The sequence below is a fragment of the Rubinisphaera italica genome (assembly GCF_007859715.1).
GTDB lineage: Bacteria > Planctomycetota > Planctomycetia > Planctomycetales > Planctomycetaceae > Rubinisphaera > Rubinisphaera italica.
Genome location: NZ_SJPG01000001.1, coordinates 217,516 through 243,801, shown reverse-complemented (window position 1 = coordinate 243,801; position 26,286 = coordinate 217,516). Strand labels below are relative to the sequence as shown.

Genomic DNA, 26,286 nt, shown 5'->3' with positions numbered 1-26,286 from the left:
CAGAAAATGTGCATTTCAGGCGAGCCGAGTCAGTCATGACTCGGGAATTCTCACGATCCTAGTGCGTGAATTACTGGAAATCACTTTCAAAGAATGGAACGAACTCGAACAATCACAAGCTCGATTTACCGTTCGATTTAACTTGAATCAACATGCATACGATCGTAATTGAAGCGAGGATTCGTTCAAGCCGCCTTTTTGCTGCGAGACTTCCATTTGTTAATTTTACGGTCGACCACCAGCGGGAAATGCATCATTACACTGTACGCACTGTCCATCATTGAGACTTCACCCTGTGCACACGGTCCTGTTTTTCGAATCGCCAGCAGGCTGTCAGCCTGACCGATGACTTCGTAATTCGGATGCTGCTTCAAGAAGCGATCAATCGAAAGTTTCACCCCAGGGAATTTGTCGGCATAATCATGAAAACAGGCGATTCCACCCACATTCAACAACCGTGTCCAACGCAGGTCAGACATGACTGCCAGAATTTTGTGAGAGGCATCGACAAGCATAAAATCGAAGCGATCCTCTTTCTGTTCGGCAATTTTGAAGGCCTCCGAACTGGTCGCGGTCCGAAAATCGACGGCTTCCGGAGACAGTCCATGCTGCCGTAAATTCTCAGCGACAATTTCATCCTGTTTTGGGAAATAGGTCATTCGGTCGACCACGACGAACTTTGGTCGTGAATCATCGTTGAAACAACTCATCATGCGACAGAGCGTTCCACCGGCAGCGGTGCCGATCTCCAGATGTGATCCCGAGAAGTTTTCCTCACGAATCAAACCCTGCAGAAAATTTTGTTCTGCAAGGGTCATTTCCGCTTCGAGTGTTTCTGAACATGCACGCATGAGTCTGAGTCCTTTCAGACAATGTTATCTAATTGAGCTGTAGGTCAGGCACAGCCTGACCTATAATCTTTTTTATAACCCTGGAGTTTCAATTACGCCGCTTTAACGCCGATGCGTCCTGTGTAATCGGTGCGATGCAATAACATAGGAATGTGGTGCTCGGCGAAGTATTCATCGACTGCCTGACGGGCCCCTTCCCAGTGGCCGTAATCGTCTATGATCAGCACACCACCTGGTGAAAGTCGCGGGTAGAGATATTCGAGTTCATGACGGGTCGATTCGTACCAATCGGTATCGAGTCGCAAAATTGCAATTTGATCAGGAAGTGTGTGAGGAATGGTCTCTTCCACTTTCCCTTTGATGAAATGAATTCGTGCAGGATCGTATCCTGTGCCGTAAACATTCTCCTGAACTTCATTGAATTCACCACGGCACCAGCTTGACCCATCTTCTCCGATCTGACGTTCCTGAAAGTCGGTAAGCAGCTTATCGCCATCGTACTTTTTATCACTTTCTGAAGGCATTGGCATCCCTTCGAATGTGTCGTACAAAAAGTATTCACGATCGGTCCGATTCATATCCCGCATGGTCAGCAGAGACGACATTACCGCCCCGCCCTTCCAAACACCACATTCTACAACCGCACCGGAAATATTTGCATGACAGATGTGCCGCGTTGCCTGCATGAAGGCATACAGTCGATCCGGGCTAAGCATCGTAAACGGCATGACCCGTTCGATATTTGAAAGATCGATAGGATCGATATCCTTCATTTGCTTATGCAATTTTGATCGTTTGCGTCCACTTTTAATCTTATCTCTCCAGGTCGAGACAAACTGCCCAGCCTGTTTGTGAAATGTTGTCATGAATACGTTCCTGTTATGAATATTGATTTCGAAAGAGCACGATGGAATCTGATGTTACGCGGCTTTGCTTTCTCGATTTCGTTCAGCCAGCAGGCGATATTTCAAATATGATCCACCCGCGATATGTCGAGCAAGAAAGAAGCCCGCAGCTCCGTCCAGAAAACCGCGTCGCACAAAATAAGCCTTCACGAAGTTACCGACGCAATGCACATACGGCTCAGTCGCATTGGTTTTTCGTCCACTCGCTTCCAGATGATCGACCATCATGTGGATATATTTTGTATTTCGCTCGACAAACTCATCTAGAGTATCATAGCTGTAATGCAGCATCCGGGATTCGAGATAACCGACTTCACCTTCGATCTGAATCGATTCATGAGGATTCGTTCCTCCCCAGGCGGAACATGACTTGCGAAAAATCCTTAACTGAAAGTCAGGACTCCAAGTCCCGTAGCGTATTTCCTGATTGCCTATAAATGAGCGTCGACCGATCCGATATCCGGAGCAATCCAGTGGTAATGATTGAATTTCTGTGATATTTTCTTCTGTCAAAACTTCATCGGCATCGAGTGAAATCACCCATTCCTTACTGCATTTTTCGAGAGCATGATTTTTCTGATTGATGAACGTGTCGAATGGACGGACATGGATTTCGACATTCGAGAATTGTCGTGCCAACTCAACAGTTCGATCTTTGGAACCGGAATCGACAACGACCACCTGCTCACACCATTCGAGGGACTTCAGGCATCGCTCAATATGCGACTCTTCGTTGTAGCAGATCACCGCACCGGAAAACGGTGGGAATTCGCGAGCCGGTTGATTCACGGATGAACTCCTCCTGAGTGGTCCGTCTGAGTTTCTCACTTGCCTAATTTCTTCCTGAAAACCGGTCGAAGTGAATTGATGCTGGATTTGATCGTGAAATTTTGAGATTTGACAGAACTATAATCAGATCAAAGCAAATCCAACAAGACCAAGTTCAATTCTCAAAATGCCTGGTTTGCTGTGCATTGTTTTGCTTCCGGAATCTCAACCATCGGCGCTAAACACGATATCCGCCAGACTGCAGAGATTAATTCCGCTGAAGATTGGGCGACATCGGATACTTAATCATCATAATTCCGAACCAAATAAGGAGGCATGCTGTCCACTACGTTACAATTCCCCATAATGGAAACGGAATTTGATAAGCGATGGGATGACTGGAATCCTTGAGTTTGACGTTTTTGAAAGCTACGATGGATCTATCTTCGGGACTATAGCTCAATCGGTTAGAGCAGCGGACTCATAATCCGTTGGTTCTCGGTTCAAGTCCGAGTAGTCCCATTCCTAAGTTCTTTTCGGGCAATGGTTTCCATCGTGAGATTGTTGCCCGTTTTGGCTAATGGCTGGGTTGTGTCAGTCAATTAATTAGCCACGGCTTACGTCCTGAAATTGCCAACTGCAGGTGTTCTAATCAATTTTCTTCATGATTATTTCCCCTTTCCTGTCTGAGAATTCATCTGATTATCAACGCGATGCCTTTGGGGTGTCTATTTTGAGGAAAATGACTCACACAAAACAAAAATTGCAGAAATTCGAGACAACGATAGTGTTCACAAGGTCATATCTCCGCTCTTTCCTACTAATAACTTAGTGTGGCACTGACTTGGCCAGTGAATCGTAACTTCGGCATTAGTCCTGACTTGCACTAGTGAAGCCAGTGGCACATAACGCGAAGTTTTAAGCGGAACAATCCCCTGGTGATTTCTCAGTTCAGGATTCAACTCTGTGTGACGTCAGAGGAATTATCATCAGGTTTCGCAGTCGATTTCTCCAGCCATCCTGTGTTATAATGATGTGTGAACATCTGGAGGAATCGAACCATGAAGACAAAAACTTTACAATCACAACAAACTGAAACCTTCGAAAGCAGGCTCAAGCGACGTCAGTTTCTACAGTCGCTCGCGGCTATGAATGTCGCGGGCTGGATGGCTGGTCAGCCTCAATTGCTCTCTGCCAATGAAGATGTCGATCACCCTGCGCCAACTGCCGATGCCTGCATACTGTTGTGGATGGCTGGCGGGATGGCGGCTCCAGAAACGTTCGATCCGAAGGGGTATGCTCCTTATGAAGTCGGGATGCCGGTTGGCAACATGCTCAGCACATTCCCGGCTACCGACACTTCGGTCGATGGCCTGAAAATCTCTGCAGGCTTGCCCGAGATTGCTCAGGTGATGGATCGAGCGACGCTCATTCGCTCTGCAGTTCAACCCGATCTCGGTAGCATTTTGCACTCCCGGCATCAATATCACTGGCATACCGGCTATGTGCCACCGCAAACAGTCGCCTGTCCGCATCTCGGTGCCTGGATGGCAAAAGTTCTCGGCCCGCAAAATCCGGTTATGCCCGCGTTTGTCAATATCGGTCAGCGACTTGAAGGAGTCGGCGAGAAGGAAGAACTCAAGGCCTTCACCACTGGTGGATTCTTCGGCAGCGAATTCGGGCCGATGAATCTGCCTTATCCTGAACAGGCTGCTCAAGCGGTTCAACCTCCAAGCGGAATGAGCTCACAGCGTTTCGCAAATCGCAATCGACTCTACAAACAACTGGTTGATCAAAATCCAAACCGCGAGAACATGAGCGACTATCAACGGGAATCGCTGCTGCGTTCTATGGAAAATGCGTATCGATTACTCAGCTCAAAAGATCGTCAGGCGTTTGATATTAACGACGAACCCCAGGAAAGTCGCGAAGTTTACGACACCGGCCGCTTTGGTCGCGGATGTCTACTGGCCCGACGGATGGTCGAAGCCGGGGCTCGATTTGTGGAAGTCACAACCGAGTATGTCCCATTCCTGCACTGGGATACTCACAAGAGCGGACACGAAACTGTCGCTCGTTTGCACAGTGAAATTGATCGTCCTATTGCAAAACTGATTCGAGATCTCGAAGACCGTAAACTGCTCGATCGGACTCTGGTTATTATTGCTTCAGAATTTAGCCGAGATGCATTAATCGAAGGGAAGCCCGGCTCAAATGCCAACGACCAGGCGACATTCAAAGTCGATACCCTCAGCGAGCCCAAGCACTACGGATTACATCGCCACTTTACCGGCGGGACCAGCGTGGTGATGTTTGGCGGAGGAATGAAGCAGGGATTCGTCTACGGCAAAACAGCCGACGAACGCCCGCTGCTCGCGATTGAAAATCCAGTTTCGGTGATCGATCTGCACGCCACTATCATGACCGCGATGGGGATCTCTCCCAAAACCGCTTTTGTAACAGAAGGTCGTCCATTCTATGTGACTCAGGATGGACAGGGACAACCAGTGCGGGAACTGTTTGCGTGAACCCCAAGGATATCGATGACATACTTTCCGGCCGACGAGGCGATCTGTTCGCACATTCGCTACGAGCAGGCACGACTCTTGCCGAACCGTTTTATCGTTTAGGATTGAACCTGCATCAGTCGCTCTACCGCAGCGGCTTGAAATCCAGCCATGCCGTCGATGCTCCCGTAGTCAGCATCGGCAACCTGACGACAGGGGGGACTGGAAAAACTCCATTCACTGCCCGACTCGTTAAACTTCTCATTGAACAGAGCATGATCCCCGGAATCGCCAGCCGTGGTTACAGAGCTTTGAAATCGGAGGACTCAAAAAACATCCCGGCTAACGATGAAAAGCTGGTTCTCGATTTGATGTGTCCACGCACTCCACACCGGCAAAACCGCGATCGTGTCGCAGCCGCTCAAGCTTTGATTGACGATCAGGTAGACATCATTCTGCTCGACGATGGCTTTCAGCATCTACGACTCAAACGAGACGTCGACCTGGTCCTTATCGATGCCGTCAATCCCTTCGGCTACAACCATCTTCTGCCCCGAGGCTTATTACGCGAACCTCTCAATGCACTCAAACGTGCTCATCTCATTGTGATCACCCGCACCGATCAAATCACTCAAGAAGAACTAGCAGAAATTGAAAAGAAAATTCGTCGGTCTACTGAAGTGCCGATAATACACGTTCACTTCGCCCCCACCGGCTGGCAGGACCATCGCGGCAATACCGTTCCGATTTCAGAATCGCATCAAACAGCAGTCGCCTTTTGTGGCATCGGCAATCCCGAAGGATTCAGAAAAGGCCTCATGAAACTGGGCCTGGAACTCAACAACCAGAACTGGTTCGTCTTCCCAGATCATCACCACTACACACAGGACGACCTCAATCAATTAGCAGAAGTAGCGCGAGAACATGCAAACGGTCGACTGGTCACCACTCTGAAAGATCTGGTCAAAATCCGCGAATTGATTCCTCAAGGCATCACTTGCCAGTCCTTACTGATTGAAGCTGTCATCGACTTGGGAGAGGATGTCTTAATTGAAACGATTCTGACTAAAATAAAGCAAGAACCAGGGATGGACACGGATAACCACGGATAAGCATATCTGTGCACATCCGTGTCCATCCCTGGTTCAAATAATTTATTCAGACTGAGGCATACCAGGAAAGAACGCATTCGTTCGTTGGATATATTCTTCGTACTTTGGCTTGCTCTCTTTCAAATCTTTTTCCAGCAGTGTCACTCCTGAGACATACATCAGGAAGATCGACATGACGATCGGACTCAGAATTGTCCAGTAAGGACCACCAGCTGAGATCGATAAAATCCAGAAGCCCCACCACACACAGAAGTCGCCAAAGTAATTGGGATGCCGGGTGTATCGCCACAAACCCGTGTTGAGCACTTTGCCTTTGTTGTCCGGATTTGATTTGAAGCGAGCCAACTGCCAGTCACCAACAGCTTCGAAGACGATTCCCACCAGCCACACAAATGAGCCAACATAAGTGAAAGCATTCAGAACACCGGGGTTCTGAGGAATCCCAATTTGCAACGGCAGCGAAACGGTCCACATCACCACTCCCTGCAGCACAAAGACCGTGAATAAGCTGACCAGAGGAAAAGTCGCGCCTGCATTTTCACGCATCTTCGCATAGCGCTTGTCTTCTCCGTGACCGACATTCCGCAATGCGAGATAGCCAGAGAGTCGAACGCCCCAAATCGTGACCAGCAAGGGGAGAAGATAACAAACCTTTCCACTTTGAATGGCAACGCCATAAGTCGTCCAGGCGACCAGCACAAAGCCGAGCCCCCAAACCAGATCGATGATACTCACATCTTTCAGCGGCAGGCTGATCAACCACATCAGAATCATCAGCCCGAGAATCACTCCCGCATTAATCAGTAGCAGACTCATTTCGCCTCCCGCTTCACAAAACGATAATGCGAAACCCACCATTCATTGCCATCTCGATAGCCGAACAGTTCTGCACAGGCCATGAAGAACATTCGCCAACGATAAAACCATTGACGGGCATTTTCTGCCCCATAGGTTGTCTCAAAGATTTTCAGGATCTCTTCGCGGGCGGCATCGGTTCGCTTCAACCAGTCTTCACAAGTCAGTTGATAATGTTTTCCGTTCCATCGCCAGCGACGTTCCAAAACCAAGTCTTTCTGATAATGCAGCAGCAGTTCATCACTCGGCATCATTCCGCCACTGAAAAAATGCTCCGACATCCAGTCCTGAGGACCTGAGGAAAGATAAAGATATGGATGATCTTTGTGGCAGAAAATATGCACATACAACTTGCCACCAGGATTCAGCCAGCTGGCAATTCGCTCCATCAGCAATTCATGATTTCGCATGTGTTCGAACATTTCGAGCGAAACCACGCGATCGAATATTCCTTCAGGGGCGAACGTATTCATGTCTGCAGTGACAATTTTCAAATTGTTCAATTCGAGCGTCTGAATCTGCTGATCGATATACGCCTTTTGCGAAGCCGAGTTCGAGACGGCTACAATTTGACTTTCCGGATAGCGTCTGGCCATCCACAACGACAACGAACCCCAGCCACAACCGAGTTCGAGAATTGCCTGCCCGTTTTTGATTTCGGCCTGCTGGCAAGTCAATTCGAGTGCCTTCGACTCTGCCTGGGCAAGACGAGTCTCGGGACTTTCATAAAAACAGCAGCTGTATTTTCGCTGTGGCCCTAAAGCCAACTTAAAAAACTCAGCAGGCACCTCATAATGCTGTTCATTGGCTTTTTCGGGCACAACCGCAACAGGACTGCTCCGGGCATCATCCAGAAAAGCCTGCAGTCGCTCCTGATGATCCGTGCAAGTCCCCTGTTCCCGCTCGCGGCGCCGCTGCGTCAACAACTGCCGAATCCCCTGACGCACCACCGCATCGGGCAACCGCCCCTGCTCCGCCTGATATAATGCCGTTGAAAATAGCTGCTCGTACAAACGTCTGCTCCGTATTCTTACTTTTGAGATTACTCAAACAAGTTCAATTGAATATTATACTGCGGATATCAGTTATTGAATGATAAGTTTTTTACTTGGACAATCGAGCACCTCGAATCGGAATTGAATTACGATGAATCAATCCTCTGAACATTCGAGTGATGATAAGGTCTTTCATTCACGAAAGCGGTTCATGATACCGGTCTGTCTTCTCAGTAGTCTAATTATTATTTCATTGACGATAATTTATTCGATCCGTCCCGATTCATTCATGGCGATTACTGTTTACCCAATCTGGGTCTGGACGATTCCCTGCCTGATCACCCTCTTGCTCTACGGCACGATCTTCACTCGCCAGTATTTTTGGATCATGGTCCCTTTTCTGGCACTGACCTATTTGATTTCGGATACACCAATTGCACTCATACGAGGTCTCTATCAGAATCGTCCACCAGTCACGCGTGCTGCATCAAGTCAAAGTTTACGCGTGATTACACTCAACTGTCACGATTCTGCGGGAGCGATTCTGGCACTTGCAAAATATGAACCCGATATCATCCTCATTCAGGAAACAGTCAGTCGCGACAGTCTGGATAAACTTCGAATAAAAATATTTAGCGAAGCAGGCTTTTCTGCCTGGGATCCCGATGTGGCCATTCTTTCAAAATATCCACTGGAAGAAATACCAGCCCCCTTTGATTTTACAGGCTATTGTCTTCCCGCAAAGTCCCGAATTCCGACAGAATCTGGAACCGTTGAATTATTACTGGTTCCCGTACACCTTTATGCCCCGCCATTTCGACTCGATCTTTGGAATCCCGAGTGCTGGCAGGCCTATTCACAGCATCGCAAATTGCAGAGAAGCCAATTGAATTCCGTTCTCAAAGAACTTCCTTCTCATTCACTAGGCAGCGAAGTTCTTATCGCTGGGGATTTCAACGCTCCACCGGGAGACGCAATTTTCTCTCCACTCTCATCAGGCATGCAGGACGCCTTTGAAGAAGTAGGCGTTGGCTGGGGCTGTACGATCGCGAATCAACTACCACTAATTCGCATCGACCAGTGCTGGTCGACACCAGCACTCAAGCCGATCCATTGTCAGGCAATCCCCAGCGAAGGCAGCGATCATCGAGCCGTTTTAGTGGACTACAAGATTGATGAGTCGGACTGAATAATTTATGAATCCAAGAACACATTCAGTAATAGCGTATCGCGTTGAAGCCTAACGTTATTAGTATTTTTGCATCGCCAGACGCTACAGATAAAGCAGACTTGATCGAATTCAACCATACGAGTTCTGTCGTCATTACTCCAACGGCCATTTGGAAACCCATAAGTCACCCGGTTTGGGGAATTTTACTAGATACAGTTCGCCTATTGTTTCATTGATCCGTGGATAAGCAAAACTTTCACCCAGTTGGGAAATTTCCGACTGCTCCATTTTATTGAAGTTCAAGTCACGATTAACGCGAGTTGTGCGGACATGGAGATCTCCTGTGTCTGTGCTATAAGTCGCAGTGAGAATCAAACCATCTTCAGACAACATGGGAGCACGCCAGCGACCGGGTTGGTTATTCCATTCTGGAACAATCATTTCCTGAGGGATGCTCCAGGCGTCTGCTCTGCTTCTTCGTGTCGCGAGATATGGTTTCCCATTCTTAGAGCGGCTCTCCATCACAATCGTCAATCCATCCTGACTCACACACGGATTATCGAAGGCAAAGTCCTGAAAAGCAGGAATTGGAACCGGATCAGAAAACGACTCCTGAATCGATTCACGTGTCGAAATATGCAAGGCTTCACTTTTACTGCGACTTGGCAGATAAATCATCTCGAGTTGATCGCCGGTGATTGTGGGAGATTCCCCCTGCATCAGGCGACGCTTATTCGCGAATGCCGAATTGTGATTTGGTCGAGAGGCACTCCAAATTTCCGACTCCGCCTCCATGGTCGGACGGACCCACCAGTACAAGGTCAAACCATCTGCAGATAACCAGGGACCACGCTCGTCGCCCTCGACTGTATTCAATTCGGTCAAGGGTCGCATCTGACCGTAATATGGATGCAGCCGGATCTCGGCAAATTCATAACGTCCATACGTCATCAGAAACAGGCTGCGGGGATCTTCTCCCTGAGGCATCGCCCAGAATTTTTTGCGGGAGAGCTGACTGAAATCCCCCTCCCATTTGAGTTTTGGGATTCCGTTTTCTTCCACCACAACTGATTTTTCAGTCACTCGAAAAGTCAAAATCGAAAACACCTCCGAGTTAAAAAACTGAACCGGCTTGCGATCCTGATGCATGCCATTAGCCTGTTCCGTTTCGTAATCCATCAGCCAACTCTGTGTACGGTTGGCTTTCATGTGAGCCGCAAAGCCGACATCTTGATTCGCCAGCCCGGCAACCAGGGCACTGTCATCGCGGGAGTCTGTATTCCTGACTTTGAGTTGGAGTACATAATTTGAAGGAAGCTCATAAGGAATCTTTACCAGTGAATAGTTTTGACTCGAATTCGCAGTCGAGTCCCCGATTAAGAATTGATCTTTAAATTCCCACTCTGCCTGGATAACATTCTCCGGAAGCTTGATCAGTGGAAGCAGGTCGATTCCTCCTTCCATCATTTCCCGTGTCGGAGAATCGCCAGACTCATCAATCGGATTCCCAGAGGACTGGCTGGAAGTATTGTCTTGTTCGTCACCTCTGGAGGCAATTTCCGGTTGCGTTTTATTCCAGACGATTCCCGAATTCAGCCAGGCCAACAGCGAAAACACGACAACAAGCAGAACACAAATCCCTGCAAACATTTTCCAGAGGCCAGTCTCTTCGCCGACAACTTGGGGCGCAGCCGGTTCGATTTTCGATTGGATATAGAGAGGATCATCGGATGAACTCTGCTTCTTCAGCCGCAACAGATCTGCCCGATCATCATATTCCTTACGGGAAATAGGATCGGATAAAATCAGTTCAGCTTCCTGGAGTTGATACAGGATACCATTGGCCTCGGGGAGTTGCCCGAGTTGAGAATGCGACTTGATCAATGCACGACGTTGACGAGACGCAACTCGAATTACATCCAGATCATCTTCATCGATAGAAATCCCCAGTAGCTGATAATAATTTGGAGGTTGTTGATCAGCCGGGATTCCTAATAATTTATAGAATGGTTCAAAGTCGCTTGGGCCCAAAGTCACAGAATTTCTCTTTCATTGCATCTGATTTCAAATAGAAACAATATTAAGCTGAAAGGGATTCCATGAATTTCTGATGATGAAATTGTTAACTGGCGATTGAATTGACTTCCTATTCGGGATTCCGATGCTCACTGTTTTTTCGGTCGCAATGGCAACACATTTGCCCGTACTGCCCAAGAATCCCAACGTTGTTCGAGTTCCATTGCCAGTTCGGGATTCTGCTTTTTCAAGTCGTGGCTTTCGATTCGATCCGTCTTAATGTTGTAAAGTTCCCAGGGCTCTTTGAATTTAGAAACTAACTTCCAGTCACCAACACGAATCGCTCGATTCCCCTCGTGCTCCCAGAAGATCGCTTCACGCTTAAGTGGTTGTTCTTCAATGACTGGCAACAGACTCAAACCTTCCAGCGGATGAATTTTATTACCACCCACTTCCTGCGGATAATTCGCTCTGGCTACATCAACACAGGTTGCCATAATGTCAATCAGGTGACTTGGCTCCCGCACCAGTTTTCCGCCTGAGGAGATCTGCTCCGGCCAGGAAATAATCAGCGGAGTTGAGATGCCTCCTTCATGGACCCAATGTTTGTATTCGCGAAAGGGAGTGTTCGAGACATTCGCCCAGCCTTGGCCATAGGCGATATAAGTATCAGCCGGCCCCGGCATCACGCCCGGACCCATGATAACCGGGAAGCCATCGCGCGATTGAGCGGGAATCATTCCGGTCTGCAATTCATCGGCTGGCATCGGATCCAGAGTTGCCGTTACAGCCCGAGCTGTCAGATTCTTTCTAGGTGATCTCCCCAATCCTTCTGCACAGCCGCCGTTATCCTGTAGAAAGAATATGAGAGTGTTGTCGAACTGATGGTTCTGCTTGAGCGAGTTCACAATTTTGCCGATTCCCTGATCCATCCGATCAATCATCGCGGCATACACTTCCATGCATCTCAATTCCCACTCGCGATTTTGTACCTGATCCCACTCACGGGCACCGGGTGAAAGTTGCGTATCTTCGGCGACAAGTCCTAAGTCGATCACTCGGGCAAGGCGTTCTTTTCGCAATTCTTCGTAACCCGCATCAAATCGTCCTTTGTATTTGGCGATATCTTCGGGCAACGCATGCATCGGCCAGTGCGCAGCCGTGTACGCGACGTACATGAAGAACGGATTATCATCTGACTTCGACTGCTGATGCTCATCGATAAACCGCACCGCATGATCGCTGATCGCATCCGTGTAATAATAAGTCTCTGGCTGATATTCCTCATCGGCATAGGGAGAGATTTGCGTGTTGTCCCGAGTGAGCGAATTCGGATCGAAGAAACTTCCTGCTCCATGAATCGTTCCATAAAAACGATCAAACCCCCGCTGCAATGGCCAGTTATTTCGTGGCGACCCCGGAGCAATATGCGGTGTCACATGCCACTTACCAGCCATAAATGTCGAATAACCGGCTGGCTTCAACACTTCGGCAATCGTACGACATCGTTGATTCAACTCCCCGCGATAACCTTCAAGCCCCTTGTCATTCATCATGTGACCGACCCCCGCCTGATGCGGATAAAGCCCCGTTAATAAGGAAGCCCGCGTCGGGCAACAACGCCCCGTATTATAGAACTGAGTGAACTTCAAACCCTTGGCGGCCAGTGCATCAAGCGTCGGCGTTTCCACCTCCCCGCCATAACAGCCAATGTCCGAAAAGCCCATATCATCCGACATAATCAAAATAATATTCGGCCGTTCCACCGCCTGCAGAGGCGAAGCAACGGAAAGATAGACGGCAAGAAAAGCAAACAGAGCGCTTTGAGTTCGATTCACTGATGTTCTCCTCAAAAGGTGAAGCATGACCTGACATGACGACACGCGGAATTATTTTGCAAACGATGGGTCCCAAGTTTGATTCAAGGCTCTCGCCTTCAGGCGAAACCTTCAGGTTCTACCCCTTGGAAAATTTCACCAGAACGTGTGGGCGGATTGCGACAGCAATTCATCAGAACTCCATGACTTCAGTCCATAGCCCACGGCTCCGGTCAGCTTCTGTTGACTTGATGATTAACGACTATCGCTCCAGCCGATTGTCATTCAGTAAAAATAAGATTTCTCCTGAAATACAGAACAGGCATCGCAGTGGCCGATAATCTGCATAATTTGATCACATCATTCCAGTAGCAGAGAGATCCCGCAATGCTGATCACTATGTACCGTTGCTGTAATCTAAATAATACGGTTCTAATTTAACTTTGAATTTAATCAAAGACGATCTTATCAGAATTCTCTTGCGACCAGCGCAGGAACGCGCGAAACGGATGTGTAAATGCGGTTGGTTCTCTGTCCAGCCATTCGTAGATCTCTGCGAAATCCAGATATTGAATCTCTGAGATTTCATTCGGATCGGGTATTGGAACGGCGTCACTCTGACAGGCATAGAGCTCGGTATGTTCATAACCTGTTTCCGGTCCGGACATAATTTTGTGCCAGCGGGTCAGCTGAGCTTCAATGCCGAGTTCTTCCGACAATTCTCTAGCCGCTGATACGGAATAAGCTTCCCCTGCACTGACATGTCCGGAAGCAGATGAGGTCCACTTGAGTGGTTCCTCTTCTTTACCGGCTGCCCGCAAATGGATCAGCAGTTTTCCTGCAGAGTTGATCACCCAGATGTGTGTGGCTCGATGCAGATGTCCTTCGCCGTGCACTTCGCTGCGCGGTGCACTTCGTAGAACCTGATCGTGCTCATCGACAATATCGAACCACTCTTCTTCTGAGGGTGTTTCCGGCATGTTCTAATTCCTCTGACAAAACTTGATAATAACTGAATCATTAACTGGAGTGGCGGGGGCGTTCTGCTTTAGGGGAAGCCCCCGAAAGTTCCCTCGCCACCCTTGCTTTAATGACTTGCGTGATCGCTTTTAATTATTGAGTTTTGTCTGGCGTTCTTATTCCTCAATTCCATGAGCTTCGACATTTTTCTTTTCGGTTAAGGTCTTTAGGTAAGCGACCAGATCGCGAATCTGTGCTTTGGTCATCTGGTTGGCGATGTCAGCCGGCATCCCTGATTTTCCGGGAGCCTGATCTTCAATATCGTCTTGAGCAATCTGCACGATTTCTCCCATCGGCTTCACCAGAGTGATGAAATCGTCGGTTTCCTCTTTGATGATTCCCGAAACAATTTTTCCTTCAATCGTAACTAGAATTACTGTCTCAAACCCCTTGGCTATTTTTGCATTGGGATCGACGATGGATTCGAGCAAGTAGTGGGCTTCGTTTTTCTTACCGATCTCGGAGAGATCTGGCCCGACTCCACCTCCCTGACCATTGACCAGGTGACAACGCCTGCAGGAAGCAGCGGCGTTTCCGAAGAAGAGTTCTTCGCCCAATGTCTTGTTTCCACCTTCCAGACAAACTCGGAATTTTTCAACGGGATTCCCCGCCTCGAATTTTTCGTTGTACGATTTGACCAGTCCTGTTAACTGCTGATCTTGCGTGGCCTCTGCTGCCTGGATCACGTCAAGATGCAATCCTAGCGGCAATTGATCAGCCAACATTTTCTGGAGCAGATCAGCCAGGATCTGCTGAGTCATTTTTGCATCGAGCCTTGCTAACTGATGAATTGCATCCTGTTGCTCAGCCAAAGTTCCCTCATCGATTGCGGCCTGTAATACAGGACCCGCCTCTGCCGGATGCCGGGCGGCGAATATCTTGCGGGCCGTTTTTCGCAGTTCGGGCAGTTCAGAAGAAATCATCCGTTTTACAATCGGATCGGCTTTCTTCGTCGCAATCTGATCGAGTGCCAGTAAAGCCGAAACTCGTAAGTCAACGGAAGCCTTCTCATCATCGACATACTCCATCATCTGAGGTGCGATGTCAGAGATCTCTAAGAGAGCAGCCAGTTCAACCGCCTGTTTCTGGAGTTTCTCGCTGGCACGGAATAAATCGGGTAACGACCCTGAAACAATTTCTTTCAGATAGGGAGCAGACTGTCCTGTTCTTGGACGATACTTGCCAATCACGGCATCGATATTTGATCCACTCGACCAATTCAATAGTGCGGTCATCGCCTGCTGACGGACGGTTTCCGATAAACGATCGTTGGTGGCAATTTGCACAAGAGTTTCTGCATTCTCCTGCTGTCCGAGCAAATAATTCGCATTCACCACACGTCGCGTCAGAGCCTCCGAAAAGGTCAGATTTCCTTGATAACTGGCAAGTGCAGGCATCGCGAATTCGATCAGTTCATCATGAATGGCCCGAGCCGACTCGATGACCACCTTCGGCTCAGCATCATTCAGGAATTGCGAAATGGCAGAATCACGCAAGCGTCGTAAGGCAACCACAACCGCCAATCGGGAATCTCGTGTCCCTGCTTTGGGATCATCCAGTAGTTCGACCGTTTGTTCTGTGGACTGCTGAGCTGCGCCAATTCCGGTTAAACCCATCACGAGAGCATGTCTTAAGACAGGATCTTCTTTCCCGCGAGTTGTTGCGAGTGAGAGTAATTCGTCTTTGGCAGAGGCAATCCCTAACTTTCCGCAGGCAATTGCCGCATAGTAGACGACGCGAGGATTCTCATGCTTGAGAGCCCCTCGTATTTCCTGAGATGCTTTTTGATAGCGGCAGTCTCCGACAACTCGGCAGACCTGTGCCACGATATTGGCATCTGGATCCTGAAACAGTGGCATGAGTTTAGCAAGCGCACTTTTCTTTTCGGGCTGACGAGCAATTTCCCACAGCCCCCAAATCGCGTGCTGTCTTGCTCTGGATTCATTTGAATGAATAGCAACCTCGACAAGTTCCTGTTGAGCATTGCGTGACGCCAATTCAATTTGAGCACGTTGACGGACACGACGATCCGCATGACTGAGCATCGAGATCAGTTCTTCAACAGACCTGTCTGCAAACGCCTGCTGAAATATCTGTGCGACTTCATTACCTGATTGTTTCAGTGAATCTTCCTCAGGCTGTTGTCGATAGATGCGTCCCTTTTGAATGCCGTCCCAACCGTTGACCCAGTCGGAAAAGTAGAGGCGACCGTCGTAACCAAAATCAACATCAGTCACGAGCGTGTTCCACAGATATTCATGAGAATCGACCAGTTCAAACCCGGCTCCCTTCGGCTTGTTGGCGAAAGAACGGATTCCACTATTCGAGGCTTGTCCGCGAAAGTCAGCCAGGAAGAAGTGTCCCTGGTATCGATCGGGTAGTCCGACACCATAATAGGAAACCAACCCGGAAGGACCATCTCCGAGGTTTGCAATGGGCGGCAAAGTGTAAGCGGGTTGAACGGCTGTCGTTTCCTCATCGGCCTGGAATGGATACCAGATTCGTTCACGATTCCAGGGTCCTCGATCACTCAGATATTGATAGTACATTCGCCAACCGGAATCGGAACCTTCTGCCACATACACCCAACGGGCCTTGTCGCCGCTATCGGAGTTGTTATCGCCGGTGAAGAGATTGCCATCATCATCAAAGGCAAGTTCCTGGGGATTACGCAAACCGTAAGCAAATTCTTCCAGATTAGACCCATCCCGTTCACAACGAAAGACCGCTCCCGTATCGGGGCGTTTGAGCACTCGACCATCTTCTATGATCAAGTTGTATCCGCGGTCACCAATGCTGAAGTAGATTCGTCCATCCGGCCCGAGAGTCAAGCCGTGCATGTCGTGTCCACGAAAGGCGAATCGGACTCCGAAACCATCCTGCAGAATTTCGCGTTCATCAGCCCGCCCATCGCCATTGGTATCTTCAAACTTCCACAGGCGGGGAATACATGTGTAATAGACGTCGCCATCGAACTCCAGAATGCCAGCTCCGGTTCCGGTGACGAGATCATTAAATCCATCTGCATACACGTACGCGGTTTCGTATGTGCCATCCTTGTTTTCATCTTCGAGCAGTCGAATCCGATCGTGCTGAGCGGTCCAGGCAGAAAGCATTTCCGGATGATGCTTCAACATATACTGCCGACGGTCGGCGACCGTTTGAGCCTGCAAATCGTCTTCCAGCCAATACATGTGCCCGCGATTATCTTCGACTCCCTGCTTTTGTCGAAACGTTTCGCAAACGTAAATCCGCCCCTGTTCATCAAAAGCGAAAGCGACAGGATTAGCCACATTCGGTTCGGCTGCTGCCAGTTCGACCTGCATGCCTTCCGGAATGCGGAACGATTCAATCGCCTGCTTGCCTTCATTGGAACTCGGCTCGATTTTTGGTTGATATTCAGGGTCTGACGAATATGCCAATGTAGAACAACACAAAACAATGGCAGTCAGGAACAGGCAATGAACTATTGAACGCATGATGAACTCGATTGTACAACGATTGAAAATTGGAAGACAGAACTTCTGAACGAATTTATTTGTCGATGACCGAACTTTGTAATTTATCAAGTGTGAATCGCGAGAGCCACCAGCCGGCGAATCCGCCGGGAACAAGCATGACGAGCCCCAGAAACGTGAACCACTTCGGCATCGGAATCTGAGAAAGCATTGTGACCGCAAGGAATGCAATAATGACACTTAATACGATACAGCAGAAAGTTCCCTGCTCTGTGCCCATAACGCCAGCGACAAAGCAGCCGAAAAAATTTCCGCAGGTCCAGGCAGCAATAATGCAGACCAGTGCCGTTGCAGGGGCATTCGACAGAATCGTTTTCATCTGGGCATCATCTTCATAATCCAGATCAGCCAGTTCCGGGTAGATTTGATGTCCGAGCATTTCTATCGTACCGACGGCAATCGCACTGACCATCAGGCCAAAGACAATTGCGATGATGTTTCGGAAATGGGGGGAGTCGGGTATTGAGATTTCCATTTCTATTCCTGCTTAAATTAGGGTGATCATACCTGATCAAACTGGGATCATCCCCCTTTGCCGGATAAGATGCAAGTTCGCTGCCTCCGGCGGCTGTCAGGATAGTTAACCAATTCCAAACTCCTAAATGCTTCAGAAAGTCGACTCATGCTTCAGATTTGTCATTCGTCATTGAAACTCAGACTTGCACTGCTGATGGCGGGAATGCTTTTGTCGCTATCACCTGCTCTGTTTGCAGCAGAGACCTCCATCGAGGAATTGAAGGATGCGAAACCCGATCGGATTATCGAGTTCAAACAAACCGAACAGGGAGAGCTGAAGCTGCATGTTTTTGAACCGACGGCCTCTTCAAAAAATGTTAAAAGACCAGCGGTCGTTTTCTTTTTTGGTGGTGGTTGGGTCGGTGGGAGCCCCAGTCAGTTTTATCCCCACTGCCGACATCTGGCTAATCAGGGAATGGTCGCGATTTCTGCCGAATATCGGATTCAATCCAAGCATAAGACGACACCCTTCGAATGCGTTGAAGATGGCAAATCGGCAATTCGCTGGGTTCGTCAACATGCCGAACAATTCAATATCGATCCTGACCGCATCGCAGCCGGTGGTGGTTCGGCTGGCGGGCATGTTGCAGCGACAACTGCAACCTTAACAAAATTCGATAACCCGCAGGAAGACAATGCGATCTCTTCTGTGCCGAATGCGTTGTTGCTCTTCAACCCGGTTGCCGACACGACCGATAAAGGCTGGGCAGGCGGACCAAAAAAATTAGGGGATCGGGCGGAAGAACTTTCACCGCTGCAACACATCAATGCCAATACTCCTCCCACGATCATTTTTCATGGGACGGGAGATACCACTGTGCGTTACGAAAATGTGGAACGCTTTCAGAATACAATGGAAGCAGCGGGCCTGCGATGTGAACTGCATGGCTACGAAGGCCGCCCTCATGGCTTCTTCAATTACTCGAGGAACAAGGACGACTTTGCAGACACGATCCATAAGATGGATGACTTCCTGATCTCACTCGACTGGTTAAAGAAGTGATGCCTGTTTAACCGACTTCAGCTTCAAGGAAGTACTCGACACACAATCCGTAGCCCAATGGTTCTAGTGGACTGTTCCAGTTATAGCTTCGGGTTGTGTGCCACTGGCTCCGCCAATGCAAGTCGAGGCTAAAATTGAAGCTGCGATGCGCTGGCAAAGCCAGTGATATCCTAATTTTTAATTGGAACAGGGCACTAAAGGTTTCGTCTGAAGGCGAGGGGTTTCATCCCATCGAGAGACAATTAATGAGTCCCGGCTTCAATCGCTGAAAGTCAATTCGCATGATTCCACTTCACGATACGATTCCTTCACGCAGCACGCCTTATGTCAACTATCTGTTGATGGCCAGCTGTACGATTGCCTTTTTGATTCAGCTGTCTCAGCCGCCAGGAGCTCCCGATCTGGTTGAGCGTTATGGAATGATTCCCGCCCGGGTGAGCCATCCGGATTCGGAAGTGATGGTTCAGGAGTATCGGTCCGCCCAACTTCAGCCGGGGAGAGTCGAACTTGTTGAACGTCCTGCCGCCCCATCAGCCGTTGCACCATTTTTGACTTTGGTAACTTGCGTGTTTCTGCACGGTGGCTGGATGCACTTTCTGGGCAATATGCTGTTTCTGTTTATCTTTGGAGATAATGTCGAAGACTGTCTGGGGCACATTGGCTACTTTTTGTTTTATGTGGGAGCCGGAGTACTGGCAAGTCTGGCACATTACTTGAGCATGCCGGAATCGACAATTCCGACAATAGGAGCCAGTGGCGCCATCGCGGGTGTCATGGGGGCTTATTTTATTCTATATCCCCACGCAAAAGTCATGACGCTCGTTCCCCTGTTCGTCATTTTCTTCACCGTGATGCTGCCCGCTCAAGTCTTTCTGGGAATCTGGATCGTTTTCCAGCTCCTGCAGGGGACTTACAGTCTGGGAGGGACCGAATCGAGTGGTGTTGCCTGGTGGGCTCATATTGGCGGATTTTTAGCAGGCTTCCTGATTGTCCTCTCACTCCGTCCACTCGGCTTGATTCGTTCTCCAGTTCCCGAACGAAATTATCGAGCGAACTGAAACATAAACGGAGAGACAAGCACAAAACACAATTATTAGACAGTAGCACGTCAGGCATTGCCTGATCTCCATGGTACAACTCAAATTTGGTAACAGTAGGATACGAATTGTATCCACAACGTTCTGGGTGGCACGTCCCAGAACGAAGTGATGGTCGTGGGAATGCTCTAAGTATTACGCAGGATCCTTAAAAGCCTATTCAAAAAAATAATTGCAGCTTTTTGCAGGAGTAAACTCAGTGTTGTACGGCCATTTGGAGTCCAAGCGACTGCAGAAACCATTTGAAAATGGTCTAATCTGATGAGATTGAAGTGGATTCCTCGGTTTGTCCTATAAACTTTGCAATTGCATCCCCCAGTTCCTGAGGACGTTCTTCAAAAAGATAATGGCCGGCTTCCTCAAAGCGAACCGTCTGAGCCTCGGGGAAGATTCGTTGAAACTCTTTAAGAAATTCAGGAGTGAAGCACCAGTCTTTAATCCCCCAGGGAAGCAGAATGGGCTTGGCAGTCAACTTGGTCAGTCCCTTCTCAACTTCGGTCAAAGCTTCATAACTCGGATGGCTGGGGCTGAGAGGGATATCTTTGACGAACCGATCAATCGCGATCCGGTTTCTCCAGGAATCGTAAGGCAGAAGGTATCCTTTTTTAATTTTTGGCGAAAGCGGATACGCTTCATTCACAGCCATGTGGACAGCTGCCTGGGCAAATAAGTTAGCTCCCTGCATCCCGAGTTTTCCCAGTAGTGGAATGCGGCACAGGGCGATACGAAATGGAATTTGTTGCGAGCGAAAAGCACCGGTATTCATTAATACGAGTCGTGAAAAACGCTGCGGGATTCGGCCGGCTACTCCAGTTCCAATCGCTCCTCCCCAATCATGAGCAATCAGAGTGATCTGCTGCAAATCAAGAGTTTCGACCAGCAATTGCAGACGCTCAATATGATCTGCTAAGCGATAAACTTCATTTTGAGGCTTCTCGGAAAGGCCGCAGCCAAGGTGGTCAATCGCAATGCAGCGATGTGTCGGCGAGAATCGTTTAATCAAATTCCGCCAGGCAAAACTCCAGGTCGGATTGCCATGCACAAATAGTAAGACTGGCCCGGTTCCTTCATCCACAAAATGGATTCGACCGGAATCCGTTGTCAGATAATTCTGGTTAAAAGGGTATTCTTCAGTCAAACCATGCTTTAAGACAAGAGGGTGAGAGCCGGTTTGATTCATCAATAAAGACTTTTCAGAGAATTCAGTTCAGAAATGACACTTACATGAGGCCAGAAGAGTATGATCCCGCGAAAATTGTTTTAGCAATTTTATGCTGGAAACGGAACTGATCGAATTTCGACCGTATCCTTTCATGTGGCTGGCTCTGCAACATTTCCTATGAATTTCAGGCAATAATTTCTTCAATCGGGTGACCGAAATCCTGTTCGAGCCGTTTCTGTCCGGGGATTTCCATACGGTGCGATTTCAGACCGAGTTGTTTAAGCAGTGTCGCGTGAATGTCGGTCACATAGTGTGGATTTTCAACGGCGTGAAAACCAATTTCATCGGTCGCTCCGTGGGCAACACCTCCCTTCAAACCTCCGCCCGCCATCCAGACGCTAAATCCATACGGGTGATGATCGCGGCCGTTTGTCCCCTGTGAACCTGGTGTGCGTCCAAATTCGGTCGCGAATACCACGAGCGTTTCATCGAGCAGCCCCCGTTTTTTCAGATCCTGTATCAATCCGGCGATGGGGCGATCTACTTGTTGGGCCAACTCGGCATGTTTCGTTTTGAGATTGGAATGTTGATCCCAGGCTCCGGCTGCTCCATCTCCATGTTGAATTTGAATGAACCGCACCCCCTGTTCGACAAACCGTCTGGCAGCGAGTAACTGTTCTCCAAATGGCCGTGTCTGTTTCTGATCGAATCCATATAACTTCTGGGTCTCTTCAGTTTCTTGAGTAAAATCGATCACATCGGGCACGGCAGTCTGCATCCGAAATGCCAACTCGTAAGACTTGATACGCGCATCAAGAGCGGCATCATTAGGATAGTTTTCAGTCGTAAGCTTATTGAGCCGATTAACAAGATCAAACCCGAGTCGCTGCTCGGCGGCGGTCAGGTCCCCTTCTGGTTGAGCGTAGTCGAGAGGATTTTTGGGGTCGACCTTCAGTTCAATGGAATCGTAAGCAGGGCCAAGGTAATGCCCGTCACGGCGATCGAAAAAACGAGGTCCCATACTGATGAACTGCGGTAGATTTTCATTCAACGAGCCAAGTCCCCAATTGATCCAGGCCCCAATTGTTGGAACGCGGGGATCGAGCATATGGCGTCCCGAATGAAACTGCACTTGGGCACCATGATTATCGTCGGTGGTCCACATGGAACGAATGATGGAAAGATGATCGACCTGCGAACCGATATGCGGAAACCAGTCACTGATTTCGATGCCGCTTTCGCCGTATTTTTTGTAACCGACCTGAAGGGGATACAGTTTGTTTCGCTGCTGACCGTTCGCATCGTTGACGACCACAACCCGAACCCTTTTGAGAAGTTCGGGATTCTGTACATCTGCAAAGGGAGTTTCTGGAATTGTTTTACCAGCGTATTGATTAAGAGCTGGTTTGGGATCGAAACTTTCCATGTGACTCACGCCGCCACGCATGAATAACCAAATCACACTTTTGGCTTTCGGTGCAAAATGAGGCAATCCAGCTGTCAGGGTGTTAGTCGATTTCTCTGCGGCCCCCCAGCCATCACGTTGCAGCATTGCCTGCAGTGCAAGAGTTGAAAAGCCAAGGGCGGAATTACTTAGAAGTTGTCTACGATGCATGAAACTGTTACCGGATCGATATAAAATCGTTGTAGTTGAGTAAACTATGAATCAGGTGGGTCCGAATTCTCTCGGCTTGTTGCTCCGGATTATCGGGATATCGCTTTCGAACCAGCGGAGCAAGTTGTGTGCAGTAATCCTGGCAGGCTAGAAGTTCTTGAGGCGTAGCAGGCCGGGCGATGATGGTTTCAAACGAAGTTCTGATAAAAGATTCTAAATCTTGATCAGGCCGTGAAGCATCAATCGACTTAGCGATTTGTTCGGCCATCGTGATAGCTAACTCGCTATTAGCAAGTGCAAGCGCCTGCTGAGGCACAATACTTTCATCGCGACGGTAACACTGGAGCAAATCCGCATCGTCGAACATTGTCAGGAATTTGTCCTGCTGATCGCGAGAATGCTTGAAGTACAAACTGCGACGTTTGCTTTTGTTCCCAACATCGACCGAAGGCCCGCCAAGTTGAGGATCGAGTTGCCCGGCCAGTTGCAGCAGACAATCACGAACAATCTGTGATTCCATTCGTCTGGTGTTCATCCGCCAGTAATACTCATTCGTTGCATCGACAGAGAGAGTCGTCGCATCAGCATCGCTCGTGGAGGAACTCAGTTGATAAGCATTTGAAGTGACGATTAAACGATGCAAATGCTTGAAGCTCCAGTTGTGCTCCATAAATTCGGCAGCGAGATAGTCCAGCAACTCGGCTTGCACAGGACGTTTTGCTCGGAGTCCAAAATCAAAAACTGAATCCAACAGTGGTTTACCGAAATGTCGCATCCAGACATGATTCACTGCAACCCGAGCCGTTAATGGGTTATCAGGGGATGTCATCCATTTCGCCAGAGAAGTACGACGCCCCGTGCTTGTCGATGAATAAGCAGCTGGATAATCCTCCATTTTATCTGCCGGAGTTTCGAGTGCCTTTTGGGAGGCACGCAAAGTTTTGTACGGAATTTCGCCCGACTTGGCGGCTGTTAGATTCGCTTCAGCCTGCTTCAGTATTTCTTCGGCAGTCTTCTGCTTTTTCTCATCGCTACCAACTTTCAGAAGTTCGTATCGAGCTGAGGCCACCTTGGCTTCGGCCTGCATATGAGCGGCATGTTGAGCAGACTTTGAAACGTCATTGGCAGGCTGGTCAACATATCTCGCTTCATCAGCTTCAATAGTGGCTTGTAACGATTGCAGATTCGCCTGGGCGAGAGCGAGCTTCGCCCTGGCTATTTTAACGACCAGCTCAGGATTCTGAGTGGAGGTATTTTTATCACTCTTGGGGCTGGTCAATTCCATTTCGGGGGCGAGGGATCGGATGGAAATCTCGTCGAAGGCCACGGTTGCATCGAATCCCGAGATCGCGAAGTGTCCATCAGGTTGACGATCCGGGAACTGATAGGCAAGTACGAATTCTCCATCGAGCCAGACATTCATCAAGCGATCGCGGACCGCGAAACGAATTTCATAACTTCGTCCCACTTCAAGCGGGCGAGAGATACGTCCATCACCAGGATAGCTCGTTTTATCATTACGAGTAAACGCGGCTTGGATTTTAGGGTCAGGCTCGTGAGCACTCGAGTAGACAAAATTGTTGTAGGAATAATCGTCTGACTGATCAAACCGAAAAGTGACCGATTTATACGTCGCCCCACCAGTGGCTGTGTATCGGCAAGTGACCTCAAAATCCGTTGGTATGTCATGCTTATATCGGATCGCTTCAGGCTCTCGTGTGGAAGTCGTACGCTGCAGTTTTCCGTCTTTATAGACCCATGCGTTTCCGATGACCTCCCAGTTCATCGGATCAGGTTGATCAAAAGAATCCACGAACTCAAAAGGTTCGTAGTTTCTCTCCGATTTTTTCTTGATGGCAGCAGTCAACTCCTGTTGGGCTGACTCCAGTAACGATTTTGCATTCTTCAAATGATCGTTTTGAACATACTCTCGAAGACCGGGGACATAAGCAGTTGCAGGTAACTCTACCGGCAAAACATTCGGCTGGTAATTGGAGAATAGCTTAGGCACCTGGGGAGAAATAGAAACCGTTTCATCAGGGTTCTTGGGATCCCCTTTAACATGCAGGAAGGTTTTCTCTTCAAGGTGATCGTCAAACACACGAGGCAAACCGTCTCGTTCAAAATTTGTCACTCCGGGAACGGGATCGAGCCGAACCTGATGCGGTTCAAAGATTGCTCGAAAATTATAATAGTCGACCTGCGAGATCGGATCGTACTTGTGATCGTGACATTTGGCACAGTTGAGTGTTAGCCCCAGAAATGCCTTGCCAGTATGCTCGATTGTGCTGTCGAGCCAGGTGGTGCGGTTGAACAAATAGTAGTTGCGAGCCAGAAATCCTGTTGCGGCAATCACCTGAGGATTATCAGGGGCAATTTCATCGCCAGCCAGCATCTGTTCGATCATCTGGTCGTAACCGAGATCCTCATTGAGTGAATTGACAATCCAGTCACGCCACCGCCACATATGTTTCTGACTGTATCGCAACTGCTTACCCAACCCGTACCAGTCGGAGTAACGCCAGACGTCCATCCAATGCCGCCCCCAACGCTCCCCGTGATGCGGACTTGCCAGCAGTTCGTCGACAATCTCGTTCCAGGGACGATCGTCCTGCAATTGCTCCAAAGTTGGCGGCAATCCGATCAAATCCAGATAGAGCCGTCGAATCAGTATCGATCGCGTGGCTGGCGGTTGAGTTTTTAACCCAAGTTCGACACGCTTTTGCTCAAGAAATAAATCAATCGGATTGGGAGATATGCTCCCCGATTCGGAATCTGCACTGGAAGCATGCAGAGCTGGTAAATCTGGTTTTTGGATTTTGCGGAACGCCCAATGTTCAGAGGGAGGATGTGGCGGCGATTCCTCAGGAGCGATGGCGCCTTCCTGGATCCAACGACGAATTAGCTCAATTTCATCTTGTTTCAAAGCAGCCCCTTCATCAGCGGGCGGCATCCGCAAGTCTTCTTCATCGGTGATACGTTCTAACAGCAGACTTTCATCCGGGCTACCTGGCTCAATTACCGAGCCACTATCTCCCCCTTGTTGCATTAATGCCCGAGTCTCCAAACGTAGCTCTGCTTCCTGCTTGAGCACGCCATGACAGGAATAGCATTTCGATTCCAGCAGAGGCTTGATTGTGGTGAGGTAATCAACTGTCTCGGCACAAGAGCATATTGCAGGATTGCCAATGACGAGCCCGATTATAAGACACGATAAGCGTAATGACAGATGAGGCATGCTCTCAGAATCAGTCATCATCATAAGGTACGTTCCTGGAGTGAAATTCGTCAGGTAAATATGGTAGGACTGTCTTCGGGATGACAAAAAACATGGATAATAATTGGAGTTGGTGTGATC

General features: G+C 48.8%; 18 protein-coding genes and 1 tRNA gene. 6 read left to right on the top strand and 13 right to left on the bottom strand.

Annotated features, from left to right (window positions below; translation table 11 throughout):
- Nucleotides 1–185: 185 nt before the first annotated feature.
- From Pan54_RS00970 to Pan54_RS00960, 3 genes are all read right to left on the bottom strand, one after another.
- Nucleotides 186–851 (bottom strand): class I SAM-dependent methyltransferase, encoded by a 666-nt coding sequence (locus Pan54_RS00970; RefSeq protein WP_146501631.1) that lies wholly within the window; start codon nucleotides 849–851, stop codon nucleotides 186–188.
- Between the two features lie 92 nt (nucleotides 852–943).
- The gene (locus Pan54_RS00965) at nucleotides 944–1,717 is read right to left on the bottom strand and encodes a TylF/MycF/NovP-related O-methyltransferase (protein WP_146501630.1); all 774 of its coding nucleotides are present in this window, start codon (nucleotides 1,715–1,717) and stop codon (nucleotides 944–946) included.
- A gap of 54 nt (nucleotides 1,718–1,771) precedes the next feature.
- Nucleotides 1,772–2,545 carry a glycosyltransferase family 2 protein gene (locus Pan54_RS00960; protein WP_165441507.1) on the bottom strand — a complete coding sequence of 258 codons (774 nt, stop codon included), beginning with the start codon at nucleotides 2,543–2,545 and terminating at the stop codon, nucleotides 1,772–1,774.
- A 427-nt stretch (nucleotides 2,546–2,972) separates the two neighbouring features.
- Between Pan54_RS00960 and Pan54_RS00955 the strand changes: the two genes are divergently transcribed.
- The 3 genes from Pan54_RS00955 to lpxK all read left to right on the top strand — a co-directional run bounded on the left by Pan54_RS00955 (nucleotide 2,973) and on the right by lpxK (nucleotide 6,143).
- Nucleotides 2,973–3,046: transfer RNA gene (locus Pan54_RS00955), tRNA-Ile, on the top strand.
- Between the two features lie 539 nt (nucleotides 3,047–3,585).
- A complete protein-coding gene (locus Pan54_RS00950; RefSeq protein ID WP_146501628.1) occupies nucleotides 3,586–5,052 on the top strand; it encodes a DUF1501 domain-containing protein in 1,467 nt (488 codons plus the stop codon).
- Nucleotides 5,049–6,143: a tetraacyldisaccharide 4'-kinase gene (gene lpxK / locus Pan54_RS00945; protein WP_165441506.1), complete on the top strand. Its 1,095-nt coding sequence runs from the start codon at nucleotides 5,049–5,051 to the stop codon at nucleotides 6,141–6,143. The genes Pan54_RS00950 and lpxK overlap by 4 nt, the downstream gene beginning before the upstream one ends.
- Before the next feature lie 42 nt (nucleotides 6,144–6,185).
- Here lpxK and Pan54_RS00940 read toward each other — a convergent pair whose 3' ends face one another.
- Entirely contained in the window at nucleotides 6,186–6,959 is a 774-nt protein-coding gene (locus Pan54_RS00940; protein WP_146501626.1) for a DUF1295 domain-containing protein, read from the bottom strand.
- Nucleotides 6,956–8,011 carry an SAM-dependent methyltransferase gene (locus tag Pan54_RS00935; RefSeq protein ID WP_146501625.1) on the bottom strand — a complete coding sequence of 352 codons (1,056 nt, stop codon included), beginning with the start codon at nucleotides 8,009–8,011 and terminating at the stop codon, nucleotides 6,956–6,958. Before Pan54_RS00935 ends, Pan54_RS00940 begins: the two co-directional genes overlap by 4 nt.
- 271 nt (nucleotides 8,012–8,282) lie before the next feature.
- On the opposite strand from Pan54_RS00935, the gene Pan54_RS00930 reads away from it, so the two are divergent.
- Complete coding sequence (locus Pan54_RS00930; RefSeq protein WP_165441505.1) at nucleotides 8,283–9,182, top strand: endonuclease/exonuclease/phosphatase family protein; 900 nt, start codon at nucleotides 8,283–8,285, stop codon at nucleotides 9,180–9,182.
- Nucleotides 9,183–9,317: 135 nt separating this feature from the next.
- Here the strand turns inward: Pan54_RS00930 and Pan54_RS00925 are convergent, their stop codons facing one another.
- The 5 genes from Pan54_RS00925 to Pan54_RS00905 all read right to left on the bottom strand — a co-directional run bounded on the left by Pan54_RS00925 (nucleotide 9,318) and on the right by Pan54_RS00905 (nucleotide 18,010).
- Entirely contained in the window at nucleotides 9,318–11,201 is a 1,884-nt protein-coding gene (locus tag Pan54_RS00925; protein WP_146501623.1) for a J domain-containing protein, read from the bottom strand.
- Between the two features lie 128 nt (nucleotides 11,202–11,329).
- Nucleotides 11,330–13,045: an arylsulfatase gene (locus Pan54_RS00920; RefSeq protein WP_146501622.1), complete on the bottom strand. Its 1,716-nt coding sequence runs from the start codon at nucleotides 13,043–13,045 to the stop codon at nucleotides 11,330–11,332.
- 401 nt (nucleotides 13,046–13,446) lie between these two features.
- Nucleotides 13,447–13,977, bottom strand: a complete 531-nt coding sequence (locus Pan54_RS00915) for an NUDIX hydrolase (RefSeq protein ID WP_146501621.1) — start codon at nucleotides 13,975–13,977, stop codon at nucleotides 13,447–13,449.
- Nucleotides 13,978–14,133: 156 nt separating this feature from the next.
- Nucleotides 14,134–17,496: a PVC-type heme-binding CxxCH protein gene (locus tag Pan54_RS00910; protein ID WP_146501620.1), complete on the bottom strand. Its 3,363-nt coding sequence runs from the start codon at nucleotides 17,494–17,496 to the stop codon at nucleotides 14,134–14,136.
- A gap of 55 nt (nucleotides 17,497–17,551) precedes the next feature.
- Nucleotides 17,552–18,010, bottom strand: coding sequence for a hypothetical protein (locus Pan54_RS00905; protein ID WP_146501619.1), 459 nt, complete (start codon nucleotides 18,008–18,010; stop codon nucleotides 17,552–17,554).
- 147 nt (nucleotides 18,011–18,157) lie between these two features.
- On the opposite strand from Pan54_RS00905, the gene Pan54_RS00900 reads away from it, so the two are divergent.
- A complete protein-coding gene (locus Pan54_RS00900) occupies nucleotides 18,158–19,054 on the top strand; it encodes an alpha/beta hydrolase (RefSeq protein WP_146501618.1) in 897 nt (298 codons plus the stop codon).
- A 281-nt stretch (nucleotides 19,055–19,335) separates the two neighbouring features.
- Entirely contained in the window at nucleotides 19,336–20,112 is a 777-nt protein-coding gene (locus tag Pan54_RS00895) for a rhomboid family intramembrane serine protease (protein WP_146501617.1), read from the top strand.
- 292 nt (nucleotides 20,113–20,404) lie between these two features.
- Here the strand turns inward: Pan54_RS00895 and Pan54_RS00890 are convergent, their stop codons facing one another.
- The 3 genes from Pan54_RS00890 to Pan54_RS00880 all read right to left on the bottom strand — a co-directional run bounded on the left by Pan54_RS00890 (nucleotide 20,405) and on the right by Pan54_RS00880 (nucleotide 26,190).
- A complete protein-coding gene (locus tag Pan54_RS00890) occupies nucleotides 20,405–21,331 on the bottom strand; it encodes an alpha/beta fold hydrolase (protein WP_146501616.1) in 927 nt (308 codons plus the stop codon).
- Between the two features lie 166 nt (nucleotides 21,332–21,497).
- Nucleotides 21,498–22,928, bottom strand: coding sequence for a DUF1501 domain-containing protein (locus Pan54_RS00885; RefSeq protein WP_146501615.1), 1,431 nt, complete (start codon nucleotides 22,926–22,928; stop codon nucleotides 21,498–21,500).
- 7 nt (nucleotides 22,929–22,935) lie between these two features.
- Nucleotides 22,936–26,190, bottom strand: coding sequence for a DUF1553 domain-containing protein (locus Pan54_RS00880; protein ID WP_146501614.1), 3,255 nt, complete (start codon nucleotides 26,188–26,190; stop codon nucleotides 22,936–22,938).
- Nucleotides 26,191–26,286: the final 96 nt, after the last annotated feature.

What these genes read in the sequence shown, in the direction of transcription:
- Pan54_RS00890 (WP_146501616.1), bottom strand. Translation starts at nt 21,331, where the DNA reads ATGAATCAAACCGGCTCTCACCCTCTTGTCTTAAAGCATGGTTTGACT.
- Pan54_RS00900 (WP_146501618.1), top strand. Translation starts at nt 18,158, where the DNA reads ATGCTTCAGATTTGTCATTCGTCATTGAAACTCAGACTTGCACTGCTG.
- Pan54_RS00920 (WP_146501622.1), bottom strand. Translation starts at nt 13,045, where the DNA reads ATGCTTCACCTTTTGAGGAGAACATCAGTGAATCGAACTCAAAGCGCT.
- Pan54_RS00965 (WP_146501630.1), bottom strand. Translation starts at nt 1,717, where the DNA reads ATGACAACATTTCACAAACAGGCTGGGCAGTTTGTCTCGACCTGGAGA.
- Pan54_RS00930 (WP_165441505.1), top strand. Translation starts at nt 8,283, where the DNA reads ATGGCGATTACTGTTTACCCAATCTGGGTCTGGACGATTCCCTGCCTG.
- Pan54_RS00880 (WP_146501614.1), bottom strand. Translation starts at nt 26,190, where the DNA reads ATGATGATGACTGATTCTGAGAGCATGCCTCATCTGTCATTACGCTTA.
- Pan54_RS00950 (WP_146501628.1), top strand. Translation starts at nt 3,586, where the DNA reads ATGAAGACAAAAACTTTACAATCACAACAAACTGAAACCTTCGAAAGC.
- Pan54_RS00915 (WP_146501621.1), bottom strand. Translation starts at nt 13,977, where the DNA reads ATGCCGGAAACACCCTCAGAAGAAGAGTGGTTCGATATTGTCGATGAG.
- Pan54_RS00895 (WP_146501617.1), top strand. Translation starts at nt 19,336, where the DNA reads ATGATTCCACTTCACGATACGATTCCTTCACGCAGCACGCCTTATGTC.
- Pan54_RS00885 (WP_146501615.1), bottom strand. Translation starts at nt 22,928, where the DNA reads ATGCATCGTAGACAACTTCTAAGTAATTCCGCCCTTGGCTTTTCAACT.
- Pan54_RS00940 (WP_146501626.1), bottom strand. Translation starts at nt 6,959, where the DNA reads ATGAGTCTGCTACTGATTAATGCGGGAGTGATTCTCGGGCTGATGATT.
- Pan54_RS00910 (WP_146501620.1), bottom strand. Translation starts at nt 17,496, where the DNA reads ATGCGTTCAATAGTTCATTGCCTGTTCCTGACTGCCATTGTTTTGTGT.
- Pan54_RS00905 (WP_146501619.1), bottom strand. Translation starts at nt 18,010, where the DNA reads ATGGAAATCTCAATACCCGACTCCCCCCATTTCCGAAACATCATCGCA.
- Pan54_RS00970 (WP_146501631.1), bottom strand. Translation starts at nt 851, where the DNA reads ATGCGTGCATGTTCAGAAACACTCGAAGCGGAAATGACCCTTGCAGAA.